Raw genomic sequence first — 20255 nt, forward strand, 5'->3', positions numbered from 1 at the left:
GGCCTGGCCCAGCCGACTCAAAAGACGTTCCACCGGAAGTGGCAACGCGGGAAGCCGCGCTTGCCGTACAGGACGATGAAACCAGCGAACAGCCCGTTGTGCTCGTCATTGCGGATAACGCGGCGATGCGCTCGCTGATGGAGAAGACCTTAAAAACACAGTTCCGGACGATCGTTGCCAACAACGAAAACTCGGGATGGGAGAAGGCGCAAGCGCAAGTGCCCGATCTTGTCATTACCGATATAGAGACATCGCAGAACTTTTGTGAGAAGCTGCGCGATGCTACGATCACCAGCCATATTCCGGTGGTGATGCTGACGGCGAATGCGGAACAGGAGAACAAGGCACAAGGGCTTCAAGCCGATGCCGACGAATACATTAGTAAACCTTTCGCGCCCGAAGAGCTTCGCCAGCGGGTACAGAACATTATTGCGCAACGCGAGAACCTGCACCATGACTTCAATCGCCAGCTCGCACAACCGCGGGATATATTCTCATCCGATCCGGAAATAGATTTTATGGATTCTTTGCTGGAGATCCTGGAAGAACGTTACGCCGAGGCTACATTCGACGCAGACGCGTTGACAACGGCCAGAGGGTTAAGCCGTATCCAATTACACCGCAAACTAAAAGCGCTTACCGGCAAGTCTACCCAGGAGTTCCTGCGGGATTTTAAGCGTACACGTTCACAGCAGGTGCTGCCAGCGGATCGTACGCGTATCATGGGGAATAGGTAAAAATTTTAAGGATTTTATGAATCGCATACTTGAGACCCGTAATAGCGATGCTATCATGTTATGATTGATCTATCTTATGCCGAGGATCAGATCCGGTATGTCACAAATTTCCGGGATCTCGTTTGCACGCCGTTTCAAGGGGAAGTTAATGCCATCTGCTGGACGCGCAAACTGACGGGCGATTTTTCTGAGATTGTCAACAAGGTGGAGCTCAGCGGAAATATAACGGCAGTTGAACAAGAGGAGCTTCGCGCGCTTCCATTAAGTGAGCAGGGAGAATATGCCCGCGAAATCCTTTTAAATGACCTGAAAGCGTTGGAGGCTCATGGCGCATCGCCAACCCTGAATGTGATCAACCACTACGACCGGGATGATACCCACTCATTTTTCCCGACCGACGTTTATTCTTTTCACGTAGATCGATCACCTTTACCAGTCGATACCTTTTTATGTACATATTACGGTCAGCCTAGTGAAATATTGCCAAACTCACAGGGCATCCAGAAAGTGCTTATCCCGGAAATACGTAAAAAGCTCAAAAAGCTATACCGTGGGCCAGCGGATGGTTTTGAGTCGTTCCTGCGTGAACATTTCTTTGATCTGCACTATCAAGCTACACCTACCGCGCGCCCGATAAGCCTGGGTCTTGGTCATCTATGGAAGCTGGCCATCGATCATCCCGAAAGCCGGGTACCTCCCTGTCTTCATCGCGCGCCGAAGGAATTTGGACAGAAAAGATTACTGATAATTTGCTGAATTGGCGGAAAGTGTAAAAAACGAAAGCAACAACATAAAACAATGCAAGATCTATTATTCGGCTTTATATCAAAATACATTTCTCTGACAGAAGATGAGAAGAAGGCAATACTTTCGTTAGATATATTCCGCTCTGTTAAGAAGGGAACTACGCTACTCAAAGAAGGACAAAAATCGAAAGACAGCTTCTTTGTTCTAAAAGGCTGTATTCGGACATATTATGTTTTAGATAGTGAAGAAAAAACCACTGCTTTCTACACAGAAATGGAAGCTTTGACACCCCCTTGTGTAATAAGCAAAACTCCGTCAGAATATTATATAAGTTGTATAGAAGACAGTATTCTTACGGTTTCAAATTCTGATATGGAATTAGAAATAAACAGCAAATTCCCAAAGTTTGAAACGATGTGCAGAATGTTATCCGAAGAACTCTTAGCTAAACAACAAATAGACTTTGACGAGTTCAAGACCTCTTCTCCTGAACAACGATACCTGAACTTACTACAAAAAAGACCGGACCTTATTCAACGTGTTCCACAGCACCAATTAGCGAGCTATTTAGGCATCAAACCTCAATCATTAAGCAGATTAAGAGCAAGAATTCTTGAGAAAAAGAGCTAAAACGTGTTTCTTAACTTAAGTGAACGAGTTGTTGTATCTCGCCAATCTACTTTTGCAGTATCGTTTAACATAAAAAGAAATGCAAAGGAAGATTTTATTCATTGGTTTTGTCTTACTAATGGCAAGCACAATACAACTCAAAGCTCAGGATGCCAAACAAGACAGTACTTATAAAAAGTATTTTATTGGAAGTACATTCCTGATGTTAGGAAATTTAATTCCCAATGACCCGAATCCACCTGAGTTTATACAATTAAATGTTGGATATAGGATAACACCTAAAAATATTGTTTTCTTAGAATTAAAAAGATCCAGGTTTGCTTTTCCGCTAGGCATCCCTTGGGGGAAATCATTTGATGCACCGGGAGAAAACTATCCCGGGTATGTACGCCAAAATGTAATTGGATTAGCATACAATCGTTTTTGGTGGAAAAGACTATACACAGCCGTTCATGCTATGAATGCTTTTCAAAAATATTATGATGAGAGTAATAAAAAGATTGCAAATGGATACACATTATTTATAACCTACCGTTTGGGCTACCAGGTTAAACCATTTAAAAACCGTTTCTTTATAGAACCATCTATTGGCTTGACTCATTGGCCGATAAAAACCAATACACCACAATCTTTTGAATTAAAGGAAAGTAAATGGCCTGAATACTTTGGTTATGAACCCGGGCTTCATTTTGGGTATAACTTTTAGCATCCTTATCGAGAAAACTAACCAGATACGTTCGGAATGGCCGCCATCCCAGGATCTCCTTCATGCATGCGTAATTTCATCATCAGGGGTCATAATAGACGTCATACGTTTCGTTTATTTATCTTCAGTCCCATGCCAGGCGTATTTAGTCGCAATGTACAGCTGCCGAAATGCGCTTACAAATAGATGGTCAAAATACAACTCCTACTGAGCCCAGCTTACCCCAAAAGAGAGTAACATCAGCCAAAGGGGTTGGAAATGTGAAGACAACCCGGTATATTGATCATCCTGAAATCGTCAATTATCGACGCAGAAAAAGTTGGACCAAAAAGATATACCGAACAGTTTAGCGTTTAAATCCCAATTCTGTTAACCACCATTCTATGAACACCCGTACGGAGAAACCACAGGAGAATACCAGTCAGTCCGTTTCCCATGACATTGCACAGCACGCGCGCGGCGGTGACCCTTCACTTCAGTTCCCGGATCTTCACCCCGGAGCCATCGCACAACGAAGATGGCAGGCCATGGCGAATAGCAGTACGCATGCAAAGCAACTGAAAGCTCTCCGGGATCTGGCTAACCAAAGGTCGTTTTCCGTCACCCCTCCCGTTCAAATGGAGGGGGAAGGAGTCTCCCCTACGCAAGGCCCTGACCCCGGCCCAACAGAGAACATCGAGGAAAAAGATATTCCCAATCTGCCTCCCGAAAAACGGAAAGAGATGGCCGGTAACGAGTTACTGGCATCCATCAATAAATTAGACGGCGCCACGGAAGAAGCGTTGGAAGCAGAACTGGCCCGGCTCAAAGAAAAATATGGTCTTAGTAAAACTTCCGTAGACATCAGCGACCCAAAGAACATCAAGATCGAACTATACGCTTCTCCCGCCCTGATCATCGGTGGTATTCTACTGGGCGTCGTCTTGATCGTGGGCATCGGCGTAGCCGGGTATTTCATTTGTAAGCGGGTCAAATACAATCGGCTCATCGCCCGGCTGACAGGCGCTGGGTATACACAGGGTCAGGCGGAAGCATTACTCCCGCTGCATAACAACGTAGACGAACTGATCGCGTGGGCGCCCATTATCCTGCGTCAGATCGGCGACGGCGTCGCTATCAATGCGCAGTTGATTAGCAATGTGAGGCGGCAGGTAGGCACTGCGGACAAAATCGAGGAACTACAGCAAATAAGTGGTGGTACGAATCTGACATGGGGGCAACAAAATGGTCCGCTGACGGGAACCGCCATGGGAAGATGGATTCTGGACAATACCAACCTGGAGCCAAATCCAGTAGGCGGGAACATGAATTGCTGGGAAGTGGTCATGTTCAGCGCATACAAGATGGGATATCTCACCTGGCAGGATATGCACGATGCGTATGCCCGGGATATTGCCCTGCAGGGGGGTGATGTCAACGGCGAGGGGATCAACAATTATTTTCGCGCCCGCATTCGCGGAGGAAATGTACAGCGAACATTCGACCGGAACGATGTGCACTCACCCAAGCCGCTGAAAGGAGACATCGTGTTGTTCAAAGACGCCGAAGAGCATACGGCCCTGGCGACGGGCACGGAGGTAGCAAACTCTCCCGAAGTATTCAGCCTGTGGGACAGGCCGAACTATGATTATTTACAACGGCTAACAGTCGATGCCCTGCTGGCCGCGGGAGCAGACGAGCCGGTGGATTTCTTCAGCCCCAATTGGGGATAATTATCAAAGATCATGACATATCCACGCTCGAATCACTTTTCAGTTCTGACACATATCCCCTGGGGCCCGGAAGGCATTCTTCCCCAATTTGTCGCGGCTTCTTCGAAGGCGAGAGTTAGCGAAACTGAGGCACGTAAGGTCCGCGCCCGGCCTCGCATCCGGCTCGACGAAGCGGATCATATATTCATTTGCAACGCCCGGGCTGAACAGAGTAATGAGGAGATCCTCCTGTATAGCGCCAACAATTCGCAACCTGTAAAAAAAATTGCAAGTCCACGCCAGACAGACGATGAAGCTGACTTACAGATCATCGATTTCGGCGCAGGCTACGGACGGATCGTGCTGCTGGAAATATTAGTGAGGCAGAACGTCCGGTATAACCGGGTGACAGCACTGGATCTGGAAGGGGCAGTACGCTGGAGCGCGGTCGGAATGCACACGCCAACCACGAACACGACTAGCAGGTCTTTGGATGGTGCTTTTCAAAAGCTGATCGTATGGGAGGACAAAATACTTGTCGTCCCGACAAAGAGCACAGGACAATTCGTGTGCATTGATCCAAAAACCGGTGCGTTGCGGGAGCCGCTGATCACGCCGCCCCTGGAGCACCTTCAGGTCTTCGGCAATCACAAGAACGGTCTGGTGAAGACCGTATTCCTTTCTCATGCAAAACGCTACGGCCTGGCTATATATCCGGATGAGGGAAGCCCTGAACACCTGATGGAAGGAAGTTCAGCGCTCTACAGCGCGCTTCAATCAGCCTACGGCATCGACTATCATCTGAACATCTATACAAATCATCACGACACTCAGCACAGGATCTCGCCGGAAGGCGCAATCACGTATACCGACCATCTTGTGGATCTTGCATATGACGAGCAAGTCAACAGCCTTTTCGCTTTTCGTCGTGAAGCCGACGGCATCGCCGTTACGCAGGTCACAGCGGATAGTCAGACACACTTTAAACCAGGCGATACAGCGTTGCCTGGCGCGCTTTCGCATTATACGGACTGGCAGGTAACGCGCAACGGATCGGTCATCCTGCCGCTGACGACGGAAAAAGGGTTGACTGTTATGCAGTGGAGTTTGCCGGGTGGCAACCCTTGATAGCGTTGGAAATAAATCGCACCCGTCGCGGCACATGAACCAGAGTTCGACTCGTCGGCTCGCTCGTAGAATCCACCAAATGTATCTTCATCAATGACCGCCTCGTCTTTCAGGACACTAAGATGGCGACACATTCAAACATGGAGCTTCGAGCGGCGACATAGAAATTTCTTTCGATCTGGTTTGATGAAACGGCCTGATCCTTCCGTCAGGTTTAAGACGACACTGAATGCCGCGCGCCTAAGCTGATCGCTGGTTGCGAGAGCGAAGAAAAAAACAGAGCGAGGAATGTGTTTTGCCTTCGCTCTCACACTGTTCCTCGCTCTGTTTTTTGTAGTCTCAAGTTTACGGCTATCGAACGAGATTCTCAAAGAATTTAAAAAATTCGAGGATTTTAAGGTTCGTTAATTTCCTTTAGTATTGAAAATACATTTATCTCGCATCTCTACCAAAATTAACCTTAAAGGTCCATTCACGTCCATTTTAGCCTATTCTGGTCTCTTTTAAACGCAAACGTGCGAACCGACTTCTTGGCCGCCGGGTACATTGCACCTGATCACTGTTTCCGTTCAAACTGGACTATCTACTTGATTTAAAACAACTTGTATACGAAGCAGTGATACTTATCAGGTAGAAGAAAAACACATCCACATCTTGATGCAATTCGTGTATCTTGGTTGTAAATCTTTCCCATGCCTGACGAAATCAAACCTGCCCCCTACTCCAGCACCTCTACGCCGGAAGCCCGCAGCAAAAAGATTCTCGAGTATCACTTAGACGACTACTTTGTTAAAGGGGAAACCAAAATCGATGACAAAGTCCCCAACGTTGATGGCGTACTCGAACTAGTGGATGAAGGCCGCTATCCGATCGGCAAATTCCAGGTTCAGGTAAAAACCATTCAGCTCGGTCCCACCGGTATTGCCAAACATCAATGCGAAAAAAGCTTTCTTGCTTACTGCCGTACGGCAAACCTCCCGGTATTTCTGATTGTTGTGGATCATGCTACTCAGTCTGTTTTTTGGCTGCATGTTAATCGAAAAGTCGCCGATACTTTCTTACAAAAACTGAAGGGCGAAACAATCAGCGTTCCTTTTCCGCCTGAGAATGTGATTGCCCTAAACAATCCGACTTACCTTACGCAATGGCGGACGATCATTGAGTCGCATGGGAGAGCGGTTCACCAAGCGGATGAGTACGCGGATCGGCTTGCCACTCTTGAACTACTCGAATCCAAACTCCATACACCGGCAAACCTTCCACAAGCCATCTTAAAAAGTGTGTACCGTTTCGTAGACGAACTCAATTTTGTGTGGGACCGATTGTTTCCGGCGGTGAAAGCCGCGCACTATCTTGACTTTTGGAAAATTGGTATCGGCGTTGTGACGCTGAACCATGAATACGCTCGCTTCATTCTCTACCCAGTCCGCTTGAACACGGTACAAACACTCGTCAAAACACTCAGTGCTGAAGAGTTTGCTGTGTACGATGATGAATTTAGCAAATGGTCATTCTCAAACTGGTTGATGACGGCCACGACATCACCTGACAATCTACTCACCCGCTACAAGTCTTACGCACTACATTTGGTTGAGGACGATGTAATCAAAACAATTGATCAAACCGATTTCAAAGTTGACGACGAGTTCCTGGCACATGAATACCTGATCGACTTCATCGACACCCACTCCGAATACCTAGCGATTACCAGGCATTCGGCCGCCTACGACCTGGCGTCCTTAGAGTACCGGCTGCGGTATGTGTTCCCGATGCTGGAGGGGCACGCACAGGGTTGGGCAGAGAATGTGCGGGAATCGACGCGTGATGTTGGTCAGTATATCAACATGTCGGAAGCAAATTGGCAAAAAGCCATTGAGGCTGCCGAACAACAGGTTAGAGACGAAATCGTCGCACCAGTTGAAGTGGTCATGACAGCTTCGGACTTCGATATGGACTTGATTTATTATTTTATAGACTTGCTGCGTGCTACTGGAAAACCGATGGCCGTACGTCAATACAAGATCTGGACACCGAGACTCAAGAACCGAGACCCGCGAGATTGGACGCTGGAAGAAAAGCAGACGCTCCTCGCAAACTATCAACTTCACCGGGAAAATTTTAGTCGAATCTACGCGAAGTATCTACAGGAACACTTCCCGCTGCTCATGCATGATCTTGCCTTATCACCTAACGAAGCAGGACCATTTCTGGCTACATTCTCCTTCAGTAAAAACGAATGGAGTTATGTCGCATGCCACTATTATCTTCGCGGCGAATCGCCGGGACAAGCAATGTCATTTTATCACATGGCTGGTGTTCAAGAATTGAACGATGTACCCCATCCCATTAAAGTCAATACGACGCTCTCCCTAATGGGTGAGCAGTATGCCGTCCGGGGTTACAAAGTTCATCATCTCAAATACATACTGGCCCCTGCACCGACCTATGAACTTATTCGCAGGACAGTATTAGGAAAGCTCAAAGACTATTTCAAAAAGCACGCAACGTGGTAATTCATCTCTACAACCTGCAAAACGACTGTTTCCATAATTGTTGGATTTAATTATGACTCAACCCATCCACCCTAAGGCACTTGTGCAGGAGTATGATGCCTGCGAAGCAAAGGGATACCGTTCATCCGAGTACGTACCGAAATCGCACTAAAATATTCAGCTGAAAAATACGCTACTATGTCTTGACGGTGCGCCGTCATTTACCTACATTCGAATAGCGAGTTAACACCGTGAATAATACAGATCAAAGTTTTCATTGGAGAGCCCGAGGTATCACTTCCGGCCTTTTTTCATTTACCTGCCAACCGATCCTACTCATTGAACATGTCAAGTGAATCGCTCATCGACTTTTCGAACGTCCCGAATTACACGTGGGAAGACGCCGCCTACCTGGACTACGACTTTCACGAAAATCTTGGCGTATTAAAAAATGTAGTCAATCACCATCACGAATTGATCACACAAAAACAGGAGCGTCTTCGGTACCATGTTGCCAATGACGAATACCTCACCCATTCGACCGACCCGGAATATGTCAAAGCCCAGTACATTGCACACTATTACGATGACCTTGCAACGTCAAACACACAGCTTGAATTCATTGTGAACAGTGCCAGCATGATGGCGGCGCTATCGGTACTGGAAGCCAAACTTAAAACTGTCTGCGTGTATATCAAGACGGAACTTCAAACGCGTGTTGATCCATCCGATATGCCTGTGCCAGGGGACCTGGAAAAGCTTCGTCATTACCTGGTGACGGAACTGGGCAGCACAACTTCCAAGTCCGATCAGTATGTTGATCGCGTGCGCGTGTACAAACAAATCCGAAATGTATTGGCGCACAACCTCTTTGACCAAACACTCAGTGTAACTTTAAAGCAACGGCTTTCCACGGTTCCACATGTCACCATTGCATCCGTACTCGGGAGGGAACAACTCGATTTTAGATGGCGTGATTTCCTGCTGGAACTACTTAACACACTGGGCAAATATTTCACGGCCTTGCTTCAAGAAGCAGACGCAGCGATAGCCCTGCGCCGCAGCGCGGCCACGCCGTGATCGTCTTACTCAGGTGATTCGTTTTATCAATAATGTTGTTGCATGTATTTCACGATCATACCATCACCCTCGGAAAGCACATTGGGATTCAGTTTCATCAACTTCTCTTCAAACCGCGGTTCCAGTTCCTGTATAATCGTCTTCTTTAAAAACACGCGATCGATTCCGGAGATCGTTTTCTCTTTTGGATCAACAAAAATCGCCAGCTTTAAAAAATCAATGAATGACGTCTCGTCATTGTTGGAGAGCAAATTGCTAAGCTGCTCCGTATACTTCGTTGGATTTAAGCGCGCGAGACTCGGAAAGAAGATTCGGCTATACAGCGGATGATGTGTGTTATGAAAGAAAAACTGGGAGTAGGTGCTTTCGAGTTGTTGCAAAAATTTCACTTCCAATCTCTTCTTGTTTTCCATCAACAACTCCTTGACCGGACCAAGCTGCGGGTCAATGTTCTTTTCATCATCTTGATAAATATTCTCCAGCAATACATAATGGAAAACGAATCGTGCGGGACTTAACTCAGACGTTGAGATCATGATCTCGTCGAATAGCATTTTATACGCTGCGTTCTGGTCAGGTATTGTCGTCAGGAGTGCCTTTACCGCATCCCACACCGTACGCCAATGCTGCGGGAACTCGTCCCGAAAATCAGACCAAACGCGTATCAGCGACGTTAGGGCATCGGAAACATCTACCACCTTCATGTCTTTACCTTTGGACACGATGCGTCCTAAAAGAAAGTCGATCTTTCCATCCCGCACCAATGTTTTGACCATTCCGGAACGCGCGGGCGGATGCAACGTAAAGTCTTGAAACTGTTTTTCGTGAACGTCCTGCTTGGATACGCTAAACGTGAAATACCGATCGAAAAACTCCGGATCATGGATGGGAAATTTTCGACCGGCCGACAACCCTATGTTACGACCGTTGGTGAACAAGTAAGCATACAACTCTCGCGTTCCGTCCGGCAATTCATATAACGCGTCCGCATGGTAACGACGCTCGGCAAACTGAAGCGATTCTTTGTAGTGGTCACGAATCATTTCGTAGGACGCAAAATCGAATAACCGGATCGCTTCGATTAAAATAAAATCATGTAGGTCGATGTGTTCGCGGATGGCGGGCAGGCGGAAGGCGAGGCTATTAAAGTAGCGTTTCAAATCGCGCATGTTCCGAAAGTAGTACCGTAGTCCATGCATGAGCCACGCAATGTTCAGGCTGCCCGTCTCAAAATCTGAATCCGGTCCGAGTGTTTCACCCAACATGGAGATGAACAACTCTTCCAGCGTTTCGTCGGGTATTGCCGGAAGACTGTAGTCGACCTGGATAATCTTCTCAAGGTAGTCATCGCCATCAAATTCGAGAATATTCTTGATCGCCTGCGATACAATTTTTTTATCGAACGAAATCACGAATACGGTATTGGCAAAATTCGCATTAAGCTTGATCAACTGAAAAACTTCGAGCATCTCCGACGGTGTGAGCCTGTCGATGTCATCGAGGATCACGACCACATGCGTGTCTTCGGCCAACAAAACTTTGTTCGTTTCGATTTTCAGATTATCCACGGAGGTCTCGGAAAACATTTGCGAGAATCCTGCGAGCACTTTACCTGCCAAGCCCATTTCCTGAACCCAGCGATATTTCTGTACATTTTTATCAATGTAGTTTCGAATCTCTTGCGCGCTGCTCTGAACCTTTAAGGCAAACTCGTTGAGAAAGGCTAAGTGCAATTGTTCTTTACCAGAAAAGATCCACGGGTTAAATTCCAATACATAAAACTTCTTCTTCGGTTGCACCGGTGGCTGTGCGTCCTTTTTCCTTCCCCAGCGCGTCTTTTTTTTCGGCACCGGTTCAACCCGCTCCACGAACAATGCATCTTTTCGGATGCGATCTTTGATAAAGTGCAGCAGGTTTGATTTGCCACTACCCCACGGACCGTGTATGCCGAGCACAATGCTTTCATTGCTGTGTGCGATGTGGTGCAAAATATTGTCGGCGATTTCAGTGGCGAACTTCAAGCGTTGGAGTGCATCGTTGTCAGCATGCGAGACGCTATCGGTGTGCAATGGCTTACGAATGGTGGACATGGTTGGAAAAAACGTTAACACGTACGAACTGTATAGATACAATTATTTCGCCGCATTTGAACTGGGTTCTTTCCCCGTGAAAAAATAATACGAAATAATTCGTAGTATCCGTCGCCGTGGATGTAAAAAAGAGGTTTATCAAGCGACTACCAAAGATCTCGCTGAGTAACAGCTCAATGCCATCGATCAGAAATGGGGTAAGAGGTATGCCGCGGTAATTGTCTCCTGAAGGAACAAGGCTTCCATGATACCTCAGGAAGGTAACAAAAACGAAGGGGGCATTTCCTTCGGATATGGCTCTGCTTAAGTCGATTTACTTGACTTATGGGAATATCCGAAAGAAATGGACTCAGCCCCTTAAGAACTGGGCCTTACAGTGTCGCAGTTATCGATTTGGTTAGAAGGCCGGCTGAAGCTAACTTTATAGTTGATATTGAAATATGGAAAACCCAGTACACTATCAGCGCATGTTTCCCATGTTTCAACATCATCAACAATAATTAACCGACACAGTGTATCCGCCAAATTTAGTATTCGAACTATGTGTCCCTAAGAAGTTTGTAACGTACTTCTCGTTTAAACATACAGAATACATTTATAAGGTCATTGTTCCTCACCTTGACTGAGCTCATCTCTTGTGCTAAGTGAGGTGCCCAGTTGGCGTTCATTTTGACTCATTCCGGTCTTTCTTACCCTTCTGTCATCCAAATTCCGACAACATGTTGAACGTTTCTGCTGAATGTTGGCGATCTTCGACTCTGCTCGCTTCAGGAACGCCAATCACACTTAATAAAACAGCCCAGTCAACTTACCGGCGCTTTGAATATTTATTTACTTTATCCAGCATCACAACTTGATCTTTTTAAAAAGTGCTTATGAACAGATCAGAACAAGAAAATATTCACCCGAAAATGTCCATTGAATGGCTTCGCACGTTTGAGGGTTTCGAAAATTTCACCGACAAAGAAGCAGAAGCTGCATTGGAAACAATACGCGCGTTCTCAAAGGTCATTATCGGAGTTCGCGATGAAACAATAATTAGGACTGGTGATCAATATGAAAAACCGTGATGCTTATCTCAACGAGCTAAAAGTCTGCGAACCTTAACACAATCAGAACTGCTCCAGCCAGCGGGATTTAGCCGCGCCGTTTAATGCGATCTATCAACGCTGCATAATCTGCTCCGTCCTCAGACATCGCGTCCTGGAAATATGCAATAATTATAGCGTTCAGCTTTTCAAACTCCTTCATCTGTTCGATTTTCTGTCGTACTAGCTTTTCTTCATAATCCCTGGCCTTTTCAGCGACATTAGCATCATTGGAAGCGCTGATTTGATCGACAATGAATTCAACCATAGGCAGTTGGTACGGGTCATCGACATTGACGGCAGTTTCCAACCAGGCTTTCGTTTCTTCGTTGGACGATAACTTGACGGCCCCGTGCAGTAGTGTTTCTATCCAAATCCGCGCAACCTTGTCAATTTTCAAAACGGTCTCCAGAACCTCTTTGATCTTGTCATAAGCCGGGTTTTTAGATTCCGCTTCAAGGATTTGAGCATCCGTTGAACGATAAAAAAAAGGATCGTGATGGTCAGGATCGAGCCTTTCGATAATCCTTAATACCGGCTCAAACTCCCTAAGTGGTCTTACGCTGGCAGGTAAATCTCCACGCCGAGCCCACAACTTTAGGATCGTTTCAAAACATTCCTTCTCGGCAGCGTCACGAGCATCACCCGGGGGCAGCGACTCAGCCGTCTTCATCTTCTCAGCAATGTAGTATGCCATCCACTTCGAAAAGGTATCTACACCGTCGGCAAGATCCAATTCCTTGACAAACAGTTTACCAAGTTCCCTAATTTGTTTCCGTTGTTCTGAATTCTCCATCTTGAGATAGTATAAATATTCTATTTTGTCCGCGGCTATACTCGTTTTGACCTTCGTTGTACTTGAATCTAACATCACGTTGTATACTAACTTCGAATATAATATCGCAATCGACGGTTGCGCACAGCTGCCGCAAGAAATCTAGGTTCGCCCGCAGCACCATCCCTTCCTGGTCAGGATGCTCGTCTCTATCGGATTTCTCACTGCTCCAAGTATCACAGCGCAACACAACCTGGTTACTCTCGTTGTGCCGGGTCGAATACCCATCCGGCTCTTCAACAAGATTTAATCTATCTCTGTAGGATTTCCCGAGCGAGAACGGTGGAAAAGCGAGCTCCTCAGCGTACGGATCATTCTCGTATGGTCCCTTCGATGCCGACCAATCATCGATCCATCCCTTTAAAAAGAATGACTCTGAATCGATTTCCATATTGTCTTCATCATAATCAGGCAGTTTAAAGTCGCTCGGATCGGAACAATTAGCGAGCGCCATCATTAACGCATTAGATGTTTCCTTCGAAACCAACGCCGACGAGATCCTGAAGCTCTCGATTTTTTCACGCTTCCTCTCGCTCCAGCCACCCTTCACCACAACGTCGAGAGAATCACCACTTCCGCTATCTTTCAATATTGCTAAGAAATCACCCTCTTTAATGGACGATTTCCAAACCATCCTATCCATATTTTCATTCAACACCCACTCCGGCCGATTTAGAGGGACTGGGCCTCGGTGATCTGCAAGCCACTTGCCATCCGGCAAACTCAGCAAATGATCCGCTAACCAATCCTGCCATGGATTCTCACATCCGTCATTCCTGAGAAGAATCGGCATTTGCCTTATTAGCTTAGCTGCGACAACCATCAGCGCATGGTACGAAAAATAAAAACTAAGGTCATCGGTCTGCGGGTAACCGGATTTGTCGTGTCCGGTTTCTCGTTCGTTACTCGCACGATTCCAAAGGTCGCGTCTTGGGTCGTCGTTATAATTGCCGCTATGACCAGCTCTCCAGTCCTTACGTATTACTTCCGTCGCCAATTCTTCGATCTGGTTCATCGGAACACCGAATACTCTGCCGAGGGGGGCAAACCAATACTGATCAAAGTCCCACGCAAAATTATACTCAAGCGTACCATCTATGTTGCCGGATTGGTGCCAGAAACTGTCCGTCTGAAAGCTATACGCCACTTCGTGATCAGATAGGCTACCAACCCCCAGATTCCGAACCGCCTCGAGAACATTCGGCGCATATGTACCAGGGGCGAATTTCTCAATGTTTTCGATCGTCTTCCCAGCATAGTATTGAACAAGAACGTGGGTGTACTTCAGCGCGTACAGCACAAAAAGTTGGCTATGTTTCATAAGCATAGCCGGTAGAGTAAGCGAAATACGCGAAAAAGCCACGAGCGCGTACAGTCTGGCATGCAAACTATAAAAAGAATATGACCGGGCGCCAAATGCGCCCGCGCCGTCGCTCTCAAACCATCCAACCAAAGCGTCGAATACCGCCTCGCATTTGAATTCCGCCAACATCCGTACGCAGTGAACCGCATTCCATCGCTCGGTGGCCCTTGGAGATCCTAACGCCGACCAAAGAAATCCTCCAACAGCGTTATTGACATCGTCTGGAACATCCAGCCAATATTGCCAGGGACCGTCACCTAGTGAGTCATTGATGTGAATTTCAAAACGACTCACTGAGAAATCCAGCAGTTCGGCGGCCTGTTGGGCGGATACCAACGTCGATGCCATGGTCGAAAATCCGAAGAACATATCCGCACTTGCCAGATCAAAACCGTCTGCCAGTCCCGAAACCACGCCCTCCTTAAGCTTGTCTATCTCTTGTGCGTCAACCAGAATCGATTCGGAAAACGAACGAAACCCATACCGAATCGCCAGGTCAGGCGCAAAACGACGCCCCGCTTTGATCAGTAATCCAGGCCAGAGTCTCCGGAACCCCGCTCTCGTCCGCCATGCCTGTGGAATGGTTTCCACAAATTGTTGAAAGTCATATCGACCGATCCATTCATTTTCCAACAAGACGTCAAGAAAATCAGGAATTCTTGCTTCCGGCAGCCTGAAAAGGCATTGCGACAAAAGCACGTGGGTAGTTTGTGTCCAATTCGGGGCTTTCGGACGATTCCTGAATCGAGCAAAGATCCTCTGGAAACCTGCAATCGACGCAATGTCATCCTGCAGGAAAACATCGTCCCACTTTAGCTCCACCGTTGTGTCACTCATTTGCTCATCTTTACGATCCTGTTCGGTGGTGGGCTGTGGCCTTTTTACTGCTGAAATAATTGCATCTAGCCCATCGTTATTAAGGTTGTGATCAACAGCAATTTTATGTATTTTCAACCAACACTCGGCAGTCGCACCCTCAAGCTGCAAGAGACGTACGGCGTCGCTAAGAATTGCTTCCTTCACTTCGCTGGAAGCTGTTGCGTCCAGACACAGTGACAAGAAGCCCGGCTCATAGTGTGTCTCCAGGAATCGGATCATGGCCCACCCCATAGCGGCTGAAATTTTACCAGTGCCCAAAAGTGTGCTCAATAGCGACTTCAACTGTAATTCAAAACGAGCGACATGGCGATCACGCATACGACTTAATGCAGCGAAAGCAATTCCAGGAGACATCTGCGCACAGACTGCCATCGCTCCAGCCCGATCCCAATGTTTTTCGCGCGATAGGGTTCCGACCGCTTCCGCGCATCGTATAAACCGATAGGCAAGTTCATTTGACGTGCCTCCATTCGCAGCAGCACGTTCACCCAGCGAAACCACGGCCTCCCATCGATCTACGATTTCGTCGCCGAACTTAGACGCAATGGTGATGGCTTCATCAAAATAGGCAGCCGCGTCATTAGGAGATGAAATCAGCACCGCACGGCAAAGCGATATATAGCGACCGGAGATCATCTCTACTTCATCCTCCTGCATATCCTCCACACTCTTATGGGTAGACGTCTCCAATCGGTCTTTGAGCTCTGCAAGGTGAGCGGCGCGGTAAGCTGCTCTCAGCAGGTTTAGCCTGCCGTATACGTTAAAATCCTGGTCCGTCGCAAGCAACCTGTCATAGAACAATCCAATCGATGCCGGCTCAGCTTTGCCATTCAGGATCAAGATCGTGGATAGCACACTAGATATTTCCCTCGGAATCATATCCCGGCTTGAATACCTGTGCTGCCGCACTTTTCTCGATTCTTCGATAACTTTATCAATTTCATTCACCACGTTCAGGTCGGGATCGAAGATCAATTTTGCAAGCAACTGAAAATAGGGAAACAAAGCGGAGACGACCTCTTTAAATTCTTTGATCTGAGACCCGATATGGTGATCCGGCTTATCTCGTTTCAAATTTGACGGAAGCATTGAATCAAAATCGAGAACCGCTTGTCGAGAAAACAACGAACGTATGGCCATCGCCCTGAGGTACTCGGTCCGTTGCTCTCCAAAATGCCGACTTCCAACGGAATGAGACGCTTGTATGGGGATGTAGTGATTTAGCACACGAAGAATCTCGTTCTCTTCCAACTTATAGAAACAGCAGGATTCCACTAGGGAGGCAATTGCGGAATTCAGGCTACTATTTATCCTATCCGGGTTGGTTTTATCTATCCTGGTTCTTTTACTACAAAGCAAGATCAGGCATGACGCTACCACCGATCTTTCCGGGCGCCTGCCGATTTTCTGGAGCTCGTCGTTTAACGCAAGTACAAAATATACCTGTGTTTTAGCCCGCTCAGCCAGTTGATCGACTTCGGCGAACCGCCCCAGATCGACCAATCTTCTAATCAAGAGACTTATTACCCGATATATTGCCTCCGTCTGTTTGAAACCAGAAATGAAACGGACACAAGCGACCACACCTTGAATATTCAAAGCTGCATAGGCCATTTCCAGGATGTCCCTATCATTGAGCAGATCATCATGGTGATTTCGATCAGGTCGGGCGTCAACTTCCTCAAAGTACAGCCTGAGCCAGTTCTGAGCCGCTCGCAAATATCCTCGGGCCTCACCATGATAATCTGGGATACTTGATAGCAGAGAAGCCGAGTATATATTCTCCGATCCTATCCAGCCGCTTGCCAGCATCCGCTTAAAGGCAAACTCTTGTACTTTTTCGTTACTCTGAAGCGTCGTGATGAGATCAATATTACCTTTCAATAGCGACAACTGACGCTGATTCCCCGCAACCTCCTCCCCTGCCCTCATGGCAAGCTGAATCGCATCTTTGTATTGCCTAGACCTCAGTGCAGCCTTAAACGCGAACTGAAGGCGGTACACGCGAATTGTCCTGGCATCGATGGGGTTATTCTCCGGCAGATACCTGTCAGAAAGCGCTATCTCTATAAGCTTTGGGTATTGGCCGGCCTGCAAATACAACTGCGGAAGAACCTCCGCTACATATGACGACGTGGTCGCCAGGGGCTCCAACCTCACGATATACTTCTCGTAGTCGCTCGTCTGCGCCAAATAAGTCTTCCGAAACCAGGTCTCCGTGGGTTCGTCCCGGAACTGAACCGAACTGTCCGAAATCCAAAGTGCGCGACCAATGTCCGCTACAAAACTTCTCACGTGTGCGGCCTGCACGCCAGCCGCTTCCGCAAGTACAGTAATAGGTATATAAGGTGAAAGACTTGCCAGACCCAAACAAATTGATTCAATCGGATCGTAAAAGTCACTGGGGTAAAGGTCTTTAATTTTTGAAACAGCTGCTTTCAATTGCATTTCTATCTGTGCTTCAACTGTGGTACCAGCCGGCCCGAGTGACGACAGCAAGTCACTAACGGTGGCATAACTGGCATGCAATGCATTGGCTTGCACACGCGGGTTTCCACCCGTCAATCTATGAAACTCCGTGCCATCATAGTCAGATGCCTGCGCAAACCATTTCCTGAGATGTTCAGTGGTCTCTATACCCGAAAACGGATGTAGCTCGGACGTCACCACAGAACTGGGTGGCTGGAGAAGGTTTATGCGTTCCGGTCTGCACAACATCACAAGCTTACAGCCTTCTGGCATTTGCTCTCTCAGCAGCTCCCGGGCGAAACATCGTGTCCCAAGTTCTGCAGCAGCCATTTCTGCATTGTCGGCAGCGTCGACAATGATGATCAGTTGCGCGTCACTTGTCAGCTTCCGTAACGAAGTACAGGCTACACGCAGCCTATCCAGGAACATCCGTATAATTTTCTCATCCAGCGTACTGTCTTGAATCAGTATCGGGTCACAGAGGCCCTTTGCGGCCAACTCATTTCCTATTTGAACCAGGGCATCCCGATGCCGGTGCCGGGGTCCACTCGGATTTCTATATTTACCTGAGCCGAAGCAATCATAGATAATACCCAACGATCCCTTGGGGAGAAACTCGATGAACTGCTGGCAAAAGACCGTCTTGCCCACCCCTCCAGGTGCATGGATAATTCTGGTATATGGGGATGCTAGAATATCAGTAATCACTCCAGCATGCTGCGCCCGTACAATAACGTTCTCCAGCTTTCCTAACTCCGGCGGCGCTGGATAAAGATCTCGTTCCGACGTAATCCCAAATCGCTTCAGTACGTCCTCACGCGTAATCTTGTTATTGGTATGCGGGAGCACTTTCTCAACAACCAATTCAATTAGGTTAGTGATCTGAGCGTTGTCAATAGACCCTGCAACAAGTTGTGCTATCTCTGCGCGCAGCTCTTGTTTCTGTACGTTATAGTCACCCTCACTATCTTCAAATCTTAAACTTTGACAGAATAACTTCAATTCGTCCGGGGCCAAATTTACATAGCTCGTCAACACCCGGATAAAGTCCGGTTCGGCTGACATACCCGCCGCAATGTCTGATATATTCGTCTTAAAATTATCTGATATCTTTCTGTTGGTAAGGATGGTGAACGAAACAGACGCAGGACCGGGCGACTGCTGCCTGTGCTGAACAAAGCGTCTGGAGAACCCCTCGAAAGTATCTTTGAAATTGCTTAGCGTGAAATGCTGGTCCTGTCGAACCGTGGTATGTTTTAGCTGATAGTAGTCGATGCGTTTATTGACCGCGTCGAGATAGTACTCCGCAACATCGATTACATACTCACCCTCCATTTGAGATTCCGCGGATCCCTCGACGGCTATTTCAGTTAATTTGGAATTCGGATAGATGAGGTGCAAGCAACGCCGTGCCGCCCAGCGATAATGAAAAACGTCGCCTGCCCGAGAATAGGCCACCAGATCATTCGACATATAGTTAATCCCAAAGATTTAGCATGACTATAACCTTTACTTCAATAACAGACTAACATAAGCCTTTCCATAAACGTTGCGAGTTAGCACCGCTGACAAACTTACTTCAGCCGTAGTCCTCATTAACAACTTCAAATATAACATTTTCAGCCATGCAAACGTTTGTTTTGGATCATTAGCTGGTAATTTTTGGCTCTCCGATGCATTGTACTCATCACAGGCAACAAGTATAACAGCTCGTTGCCGCACATAAGCATAATACCACTTCTTTAAAGTAGCAGGAGATTTTATAAGTGGCAGTATCAATGAAAAGCATAAAAGGTATTATCAATGAAGAGAGTGTCATCGATCAAAGTTTATACTTATCGGAACAGAAGCGCTAATTGATAGTCTCCATTTATCGAATCGGCAAGATTCGGAAAGACCAAAGGACTCGTATCAATAGCAGGACGGACTTTGGGACTGGGACAATATCCGTGAGGCCATAGGTATCAGTCAGCCAGTGTTGTATGGCCACTACGTTGTTGACTCCGCTTTTAGACGAAATGTCGTCGATTGTGGAAACTGGTTACGATTATTATCGAACAAAAAAGCCTGAAATTGCTATAATTTCAGGCTTTTTGATGCTTGTAGACCCTACGAGCCAAATATCGAACCCAAATTCTTGGAAGAATGTCGAAAATTGCATGATTTGAAGGTTTTGATCGATAATCAACGTCCTAAAAGTGCCGACAAATAGTTACGAAGCTATTCGTAGATCTATTATTACTTGACAGTGCCCAGCAAAGTGTGTAAGCGTCTAACGAACTGCGTAAAGGGACTATATTTTGCATCTCTCTCCGAAGAT

Annotated in this window: 13 protein-coding genes; 9 read left to right on the plus strand and 4 right to left on the minus strand. The window is 47.0% G+C overall.

Annotation, left to right across the window (positions count from 1 at the left end; translation table 11 throughout):
- From KK078_RS29055 to KK078_RS29080, 6 genes are all read left to right on the plus strand, one after another.
- On the plus strand, window positions 1–737 hold a 737-nt coding region (locus KK078_RS29055; RefSeq protein WP_254094290.1), incomplete at its 5' end, for a response regulator.
- 60 nt (window positions 738–797) lie between these two features.
- Window positions 798–1493, plus strand: coding sequence for a hypothetical protein (locus tag KK078_RS29060; protein ID WP_254094292.1), 696 nt, complete (start codon window positions 798–800; stop codon window positions 1491–1493).
- A gap of 42 nt (window positions 1494–1535) precedes the next feature.
- Entirely contained in the window at window positions 1536–2114 is a 579-nt protein-coding gene (locus KK078_RS29065; RefSeq protein ID WP_254094294.1) for a Crp/Fnr family transcriptional regulator, read from the plus strand.
- Window positions 2115–2193: 79 nt separating this feature from the next.
- Entirely contained in the window at window positions 2194–2820 is a 627-nt protein-coding gene (locus tag KK078_RS29070; protein ID WP_254094296.1) for a hypothetical protein, read from the plus strand.
- 383 nt (window positions 2821–3203) lie between these two features.
- Window positions 3204–4532, plus strand: a complete 1329-nt coding sequence (locus KK078_RS29075; protein WP_254094298.1) for a hypothetical protein — start codon at window positions 3204–3206, stop codon at window positions 4530–4532.
- 12 nt (window positions 4533–4544) lie between these two features.
- Entirely contained in the window at window positions 4545–5639 is a 1095-nt protein-coding gene (locus tag KK078_RS29080) for a hypothetical protein (protein WP_254094306.1), read from the plus strand.
- 134 nt (window positions 5640–5773) lie between these two features.
- Here the strand turns inward: KK078_RS29080 and KK078_RS30900 are convergent, their stop codons facing one another.
- Window positions 5774–5950: a four helix bundle protein gene (locus KK078_RS30900; protein ID WP_394370600.1), complete on the minus strand. Its 177-nt coding sequence runs from the start codon at window positions 5948–5950 to the stop codon at window positions 5774–5776.
- A gap of 381 nt (window positions 5951–6331) precedes the next feature.
- Between KK078_RS30900 and KK078_RS29085 the strand changes: the two genes are divergently transcribed.
- Together KK078_RS29085 and KK078_RS29090 are read left to right on the plus strand one after the other, a co-directional pair.
- The gene (locus KK078_RS29085; RefSeq protein ID WP_254094308.1) at window positions 6332–8152 is read left to right on the plus strand and encodes a DUF4365 domain-containing protein; all 1821 of its coding nucleotides are present in this window, start codon (window positions 6332–6334) and stop codon (window positions 8150–8152) included.
- A 324-nt stretch (window positions 8153–8476) separates the two neighbouring features.
- Complete coding sequence (locus KK078_RS29090) at window positions 8477–9211, plus strand: hypothetical protein (RefSeq protein ID WP_254094310.1); 735 nt, start codon at window positions 8477–8479, stop codon at window positions 9209–9211.
- A 26-nt stretch (window positions 9212–9237) separates the two neighbouring features.
- Here KK078_RS29090 and KK078_RS29095 read toward each other — a convergent pair whose 3' ends face one another.
- Complete coding sequence (locus tag KK078_RS29095; protein WP_254094312.1) at window positions 9238–11301, minus strand: KAP family P-loop NTPase fold protein; 2064 nt, start codon at window positions 11299–11301, stop codon at window positions 9238–9240.
- A gap of 875 nt (window positions 11302–12176) precedes the next feature.
- Between KK078_RS29095 and KK078_RS29100 the strand changes: the two genes are divergently transcribed.
- Window positions 12177–12371, plus strand: coding sequence for a hypothetical protein (locus tag KK078_RS29100; RefSeq protein WP_254094314.1), 195 nt, complete (start codon window positions 12177–12179; stop codon window positions 12369–12371).
- A gap of 67 nt (window positions 12372–12438) precedes the next feature.
- Here the strand turns inward: KK078_RS29100 and KK078_RS29105 are convergent, their stop codons facing one another.
- Window positions 12439–13185 carry a hypothetical protein gene (locus KK078_RS29105; RefSeq protein ID WP_254094316.1) on the minus strand — a complete coding sequence of 249 codons (747 nt, stop codon included), beginning with the start codon at window positions 13183–13185 and terminating at the stop codon, window positions 12439–12441.
- Window positions 13154–19408, minus strand: coding sequence for a hypothetical protein (locus KK078_RS29110; protein ID WP_254094318.1), 6255 nt, complete (start codon window positions 19406–19408; stop codon window positions 13154–13156). The genes KK078_RS29105 and KK078_RS29110 overlap by 32 nt, the downstream gene beginning before the upstream one ends.
- Window positions 19409–20255 lie beyond the last annotated feature (847 nt).

It is taken from the genome of Dawidia soli, assembly GCF_018598185.1.
Taxonomy (GTDB): domain Bacteria; phylum Bacteroidota; class Bacteroidia; order Cytophagales; family Cyclobacteriaceae; genus Ohtaekwangia; species Ohtaekwangia soli.

Bases quoted from the DNA above. Each gene is read 5' to 3' on its own strand.
- KK078_RS29070 (WP_254094296.1), top strand. From the start codon at position 2,194: ATGCAAAGGAAGATTTTATTCATTGGTTTTGTCTTACTAATGGCAAGC.
- KK078_RS29095 (WP_254094312.1), bottom strand. From the start codon at position 11,301: ATGTCCACCATTCGTAAGCCATTGCACACCGATAGCGTCTCGCATGCT.
- KK078_RS29075 (WP_254094298.1), top strand. From the start codon at position 3,204: ATGAACACCCGTACGGAGAAACCACAGGAGAATACCAGTCAGTCCGTT.
- KK078_RS29065 (WP_254094294.1), top strand. From the start codon at position 1,536: ATGCAAGATCTATTATTCGGCTTTATATCAAAATACATTTCTCTGACA.
- KK078_RS29105 (WP_254094316.1), bottom strand. From the start codon at position 13,185: ATGGAGAATTCAGAACAACGGAAACAAATTAGGGAACTTGGTAAACTG.
- KK078_RS29110 (WP_254094318.1), bottom strand. From the start codon at position 19,408: ATGTCGAATGATCTGGTGGCCTATTCTCGGGCAGGCGACGTTTTTCAT.
- KK078_RS29090 (WP_254094310.1), top strand. From the start codon at position 8,477: ATGTCAAGTGAATCGCTCATCGACTTTTCGAACGTCCCGAATTACACG.
- KK078_RS29060 (WP_254094292.1), top strand. From the start codon at position 798: ATGATTGATCTATCTTATGCCGAGGATCAGATCCGGTATGTCACAAAT.
- KK078_RS29085 (WP_254094308.1), top strand. From the start codon at position 6,332: ATGCCTGACGAAATCAAACCTGCCCCCTACTCCAGCACCTCTACGCCG.
- KK078_RS29080 (WP_254094306.1), top strand. From the start codon at position 4,545: ATGACATATCCACGCTCGAATCACTTTTCAGTTCTGACACATATCCCC.
- KK078_RS29100 (WP_254094314.1), top strand. From the start codon at position 12,177: ATGAACAGATCAGAACAAGAAAATATTCACCCGAAAATGTCCATTGAA.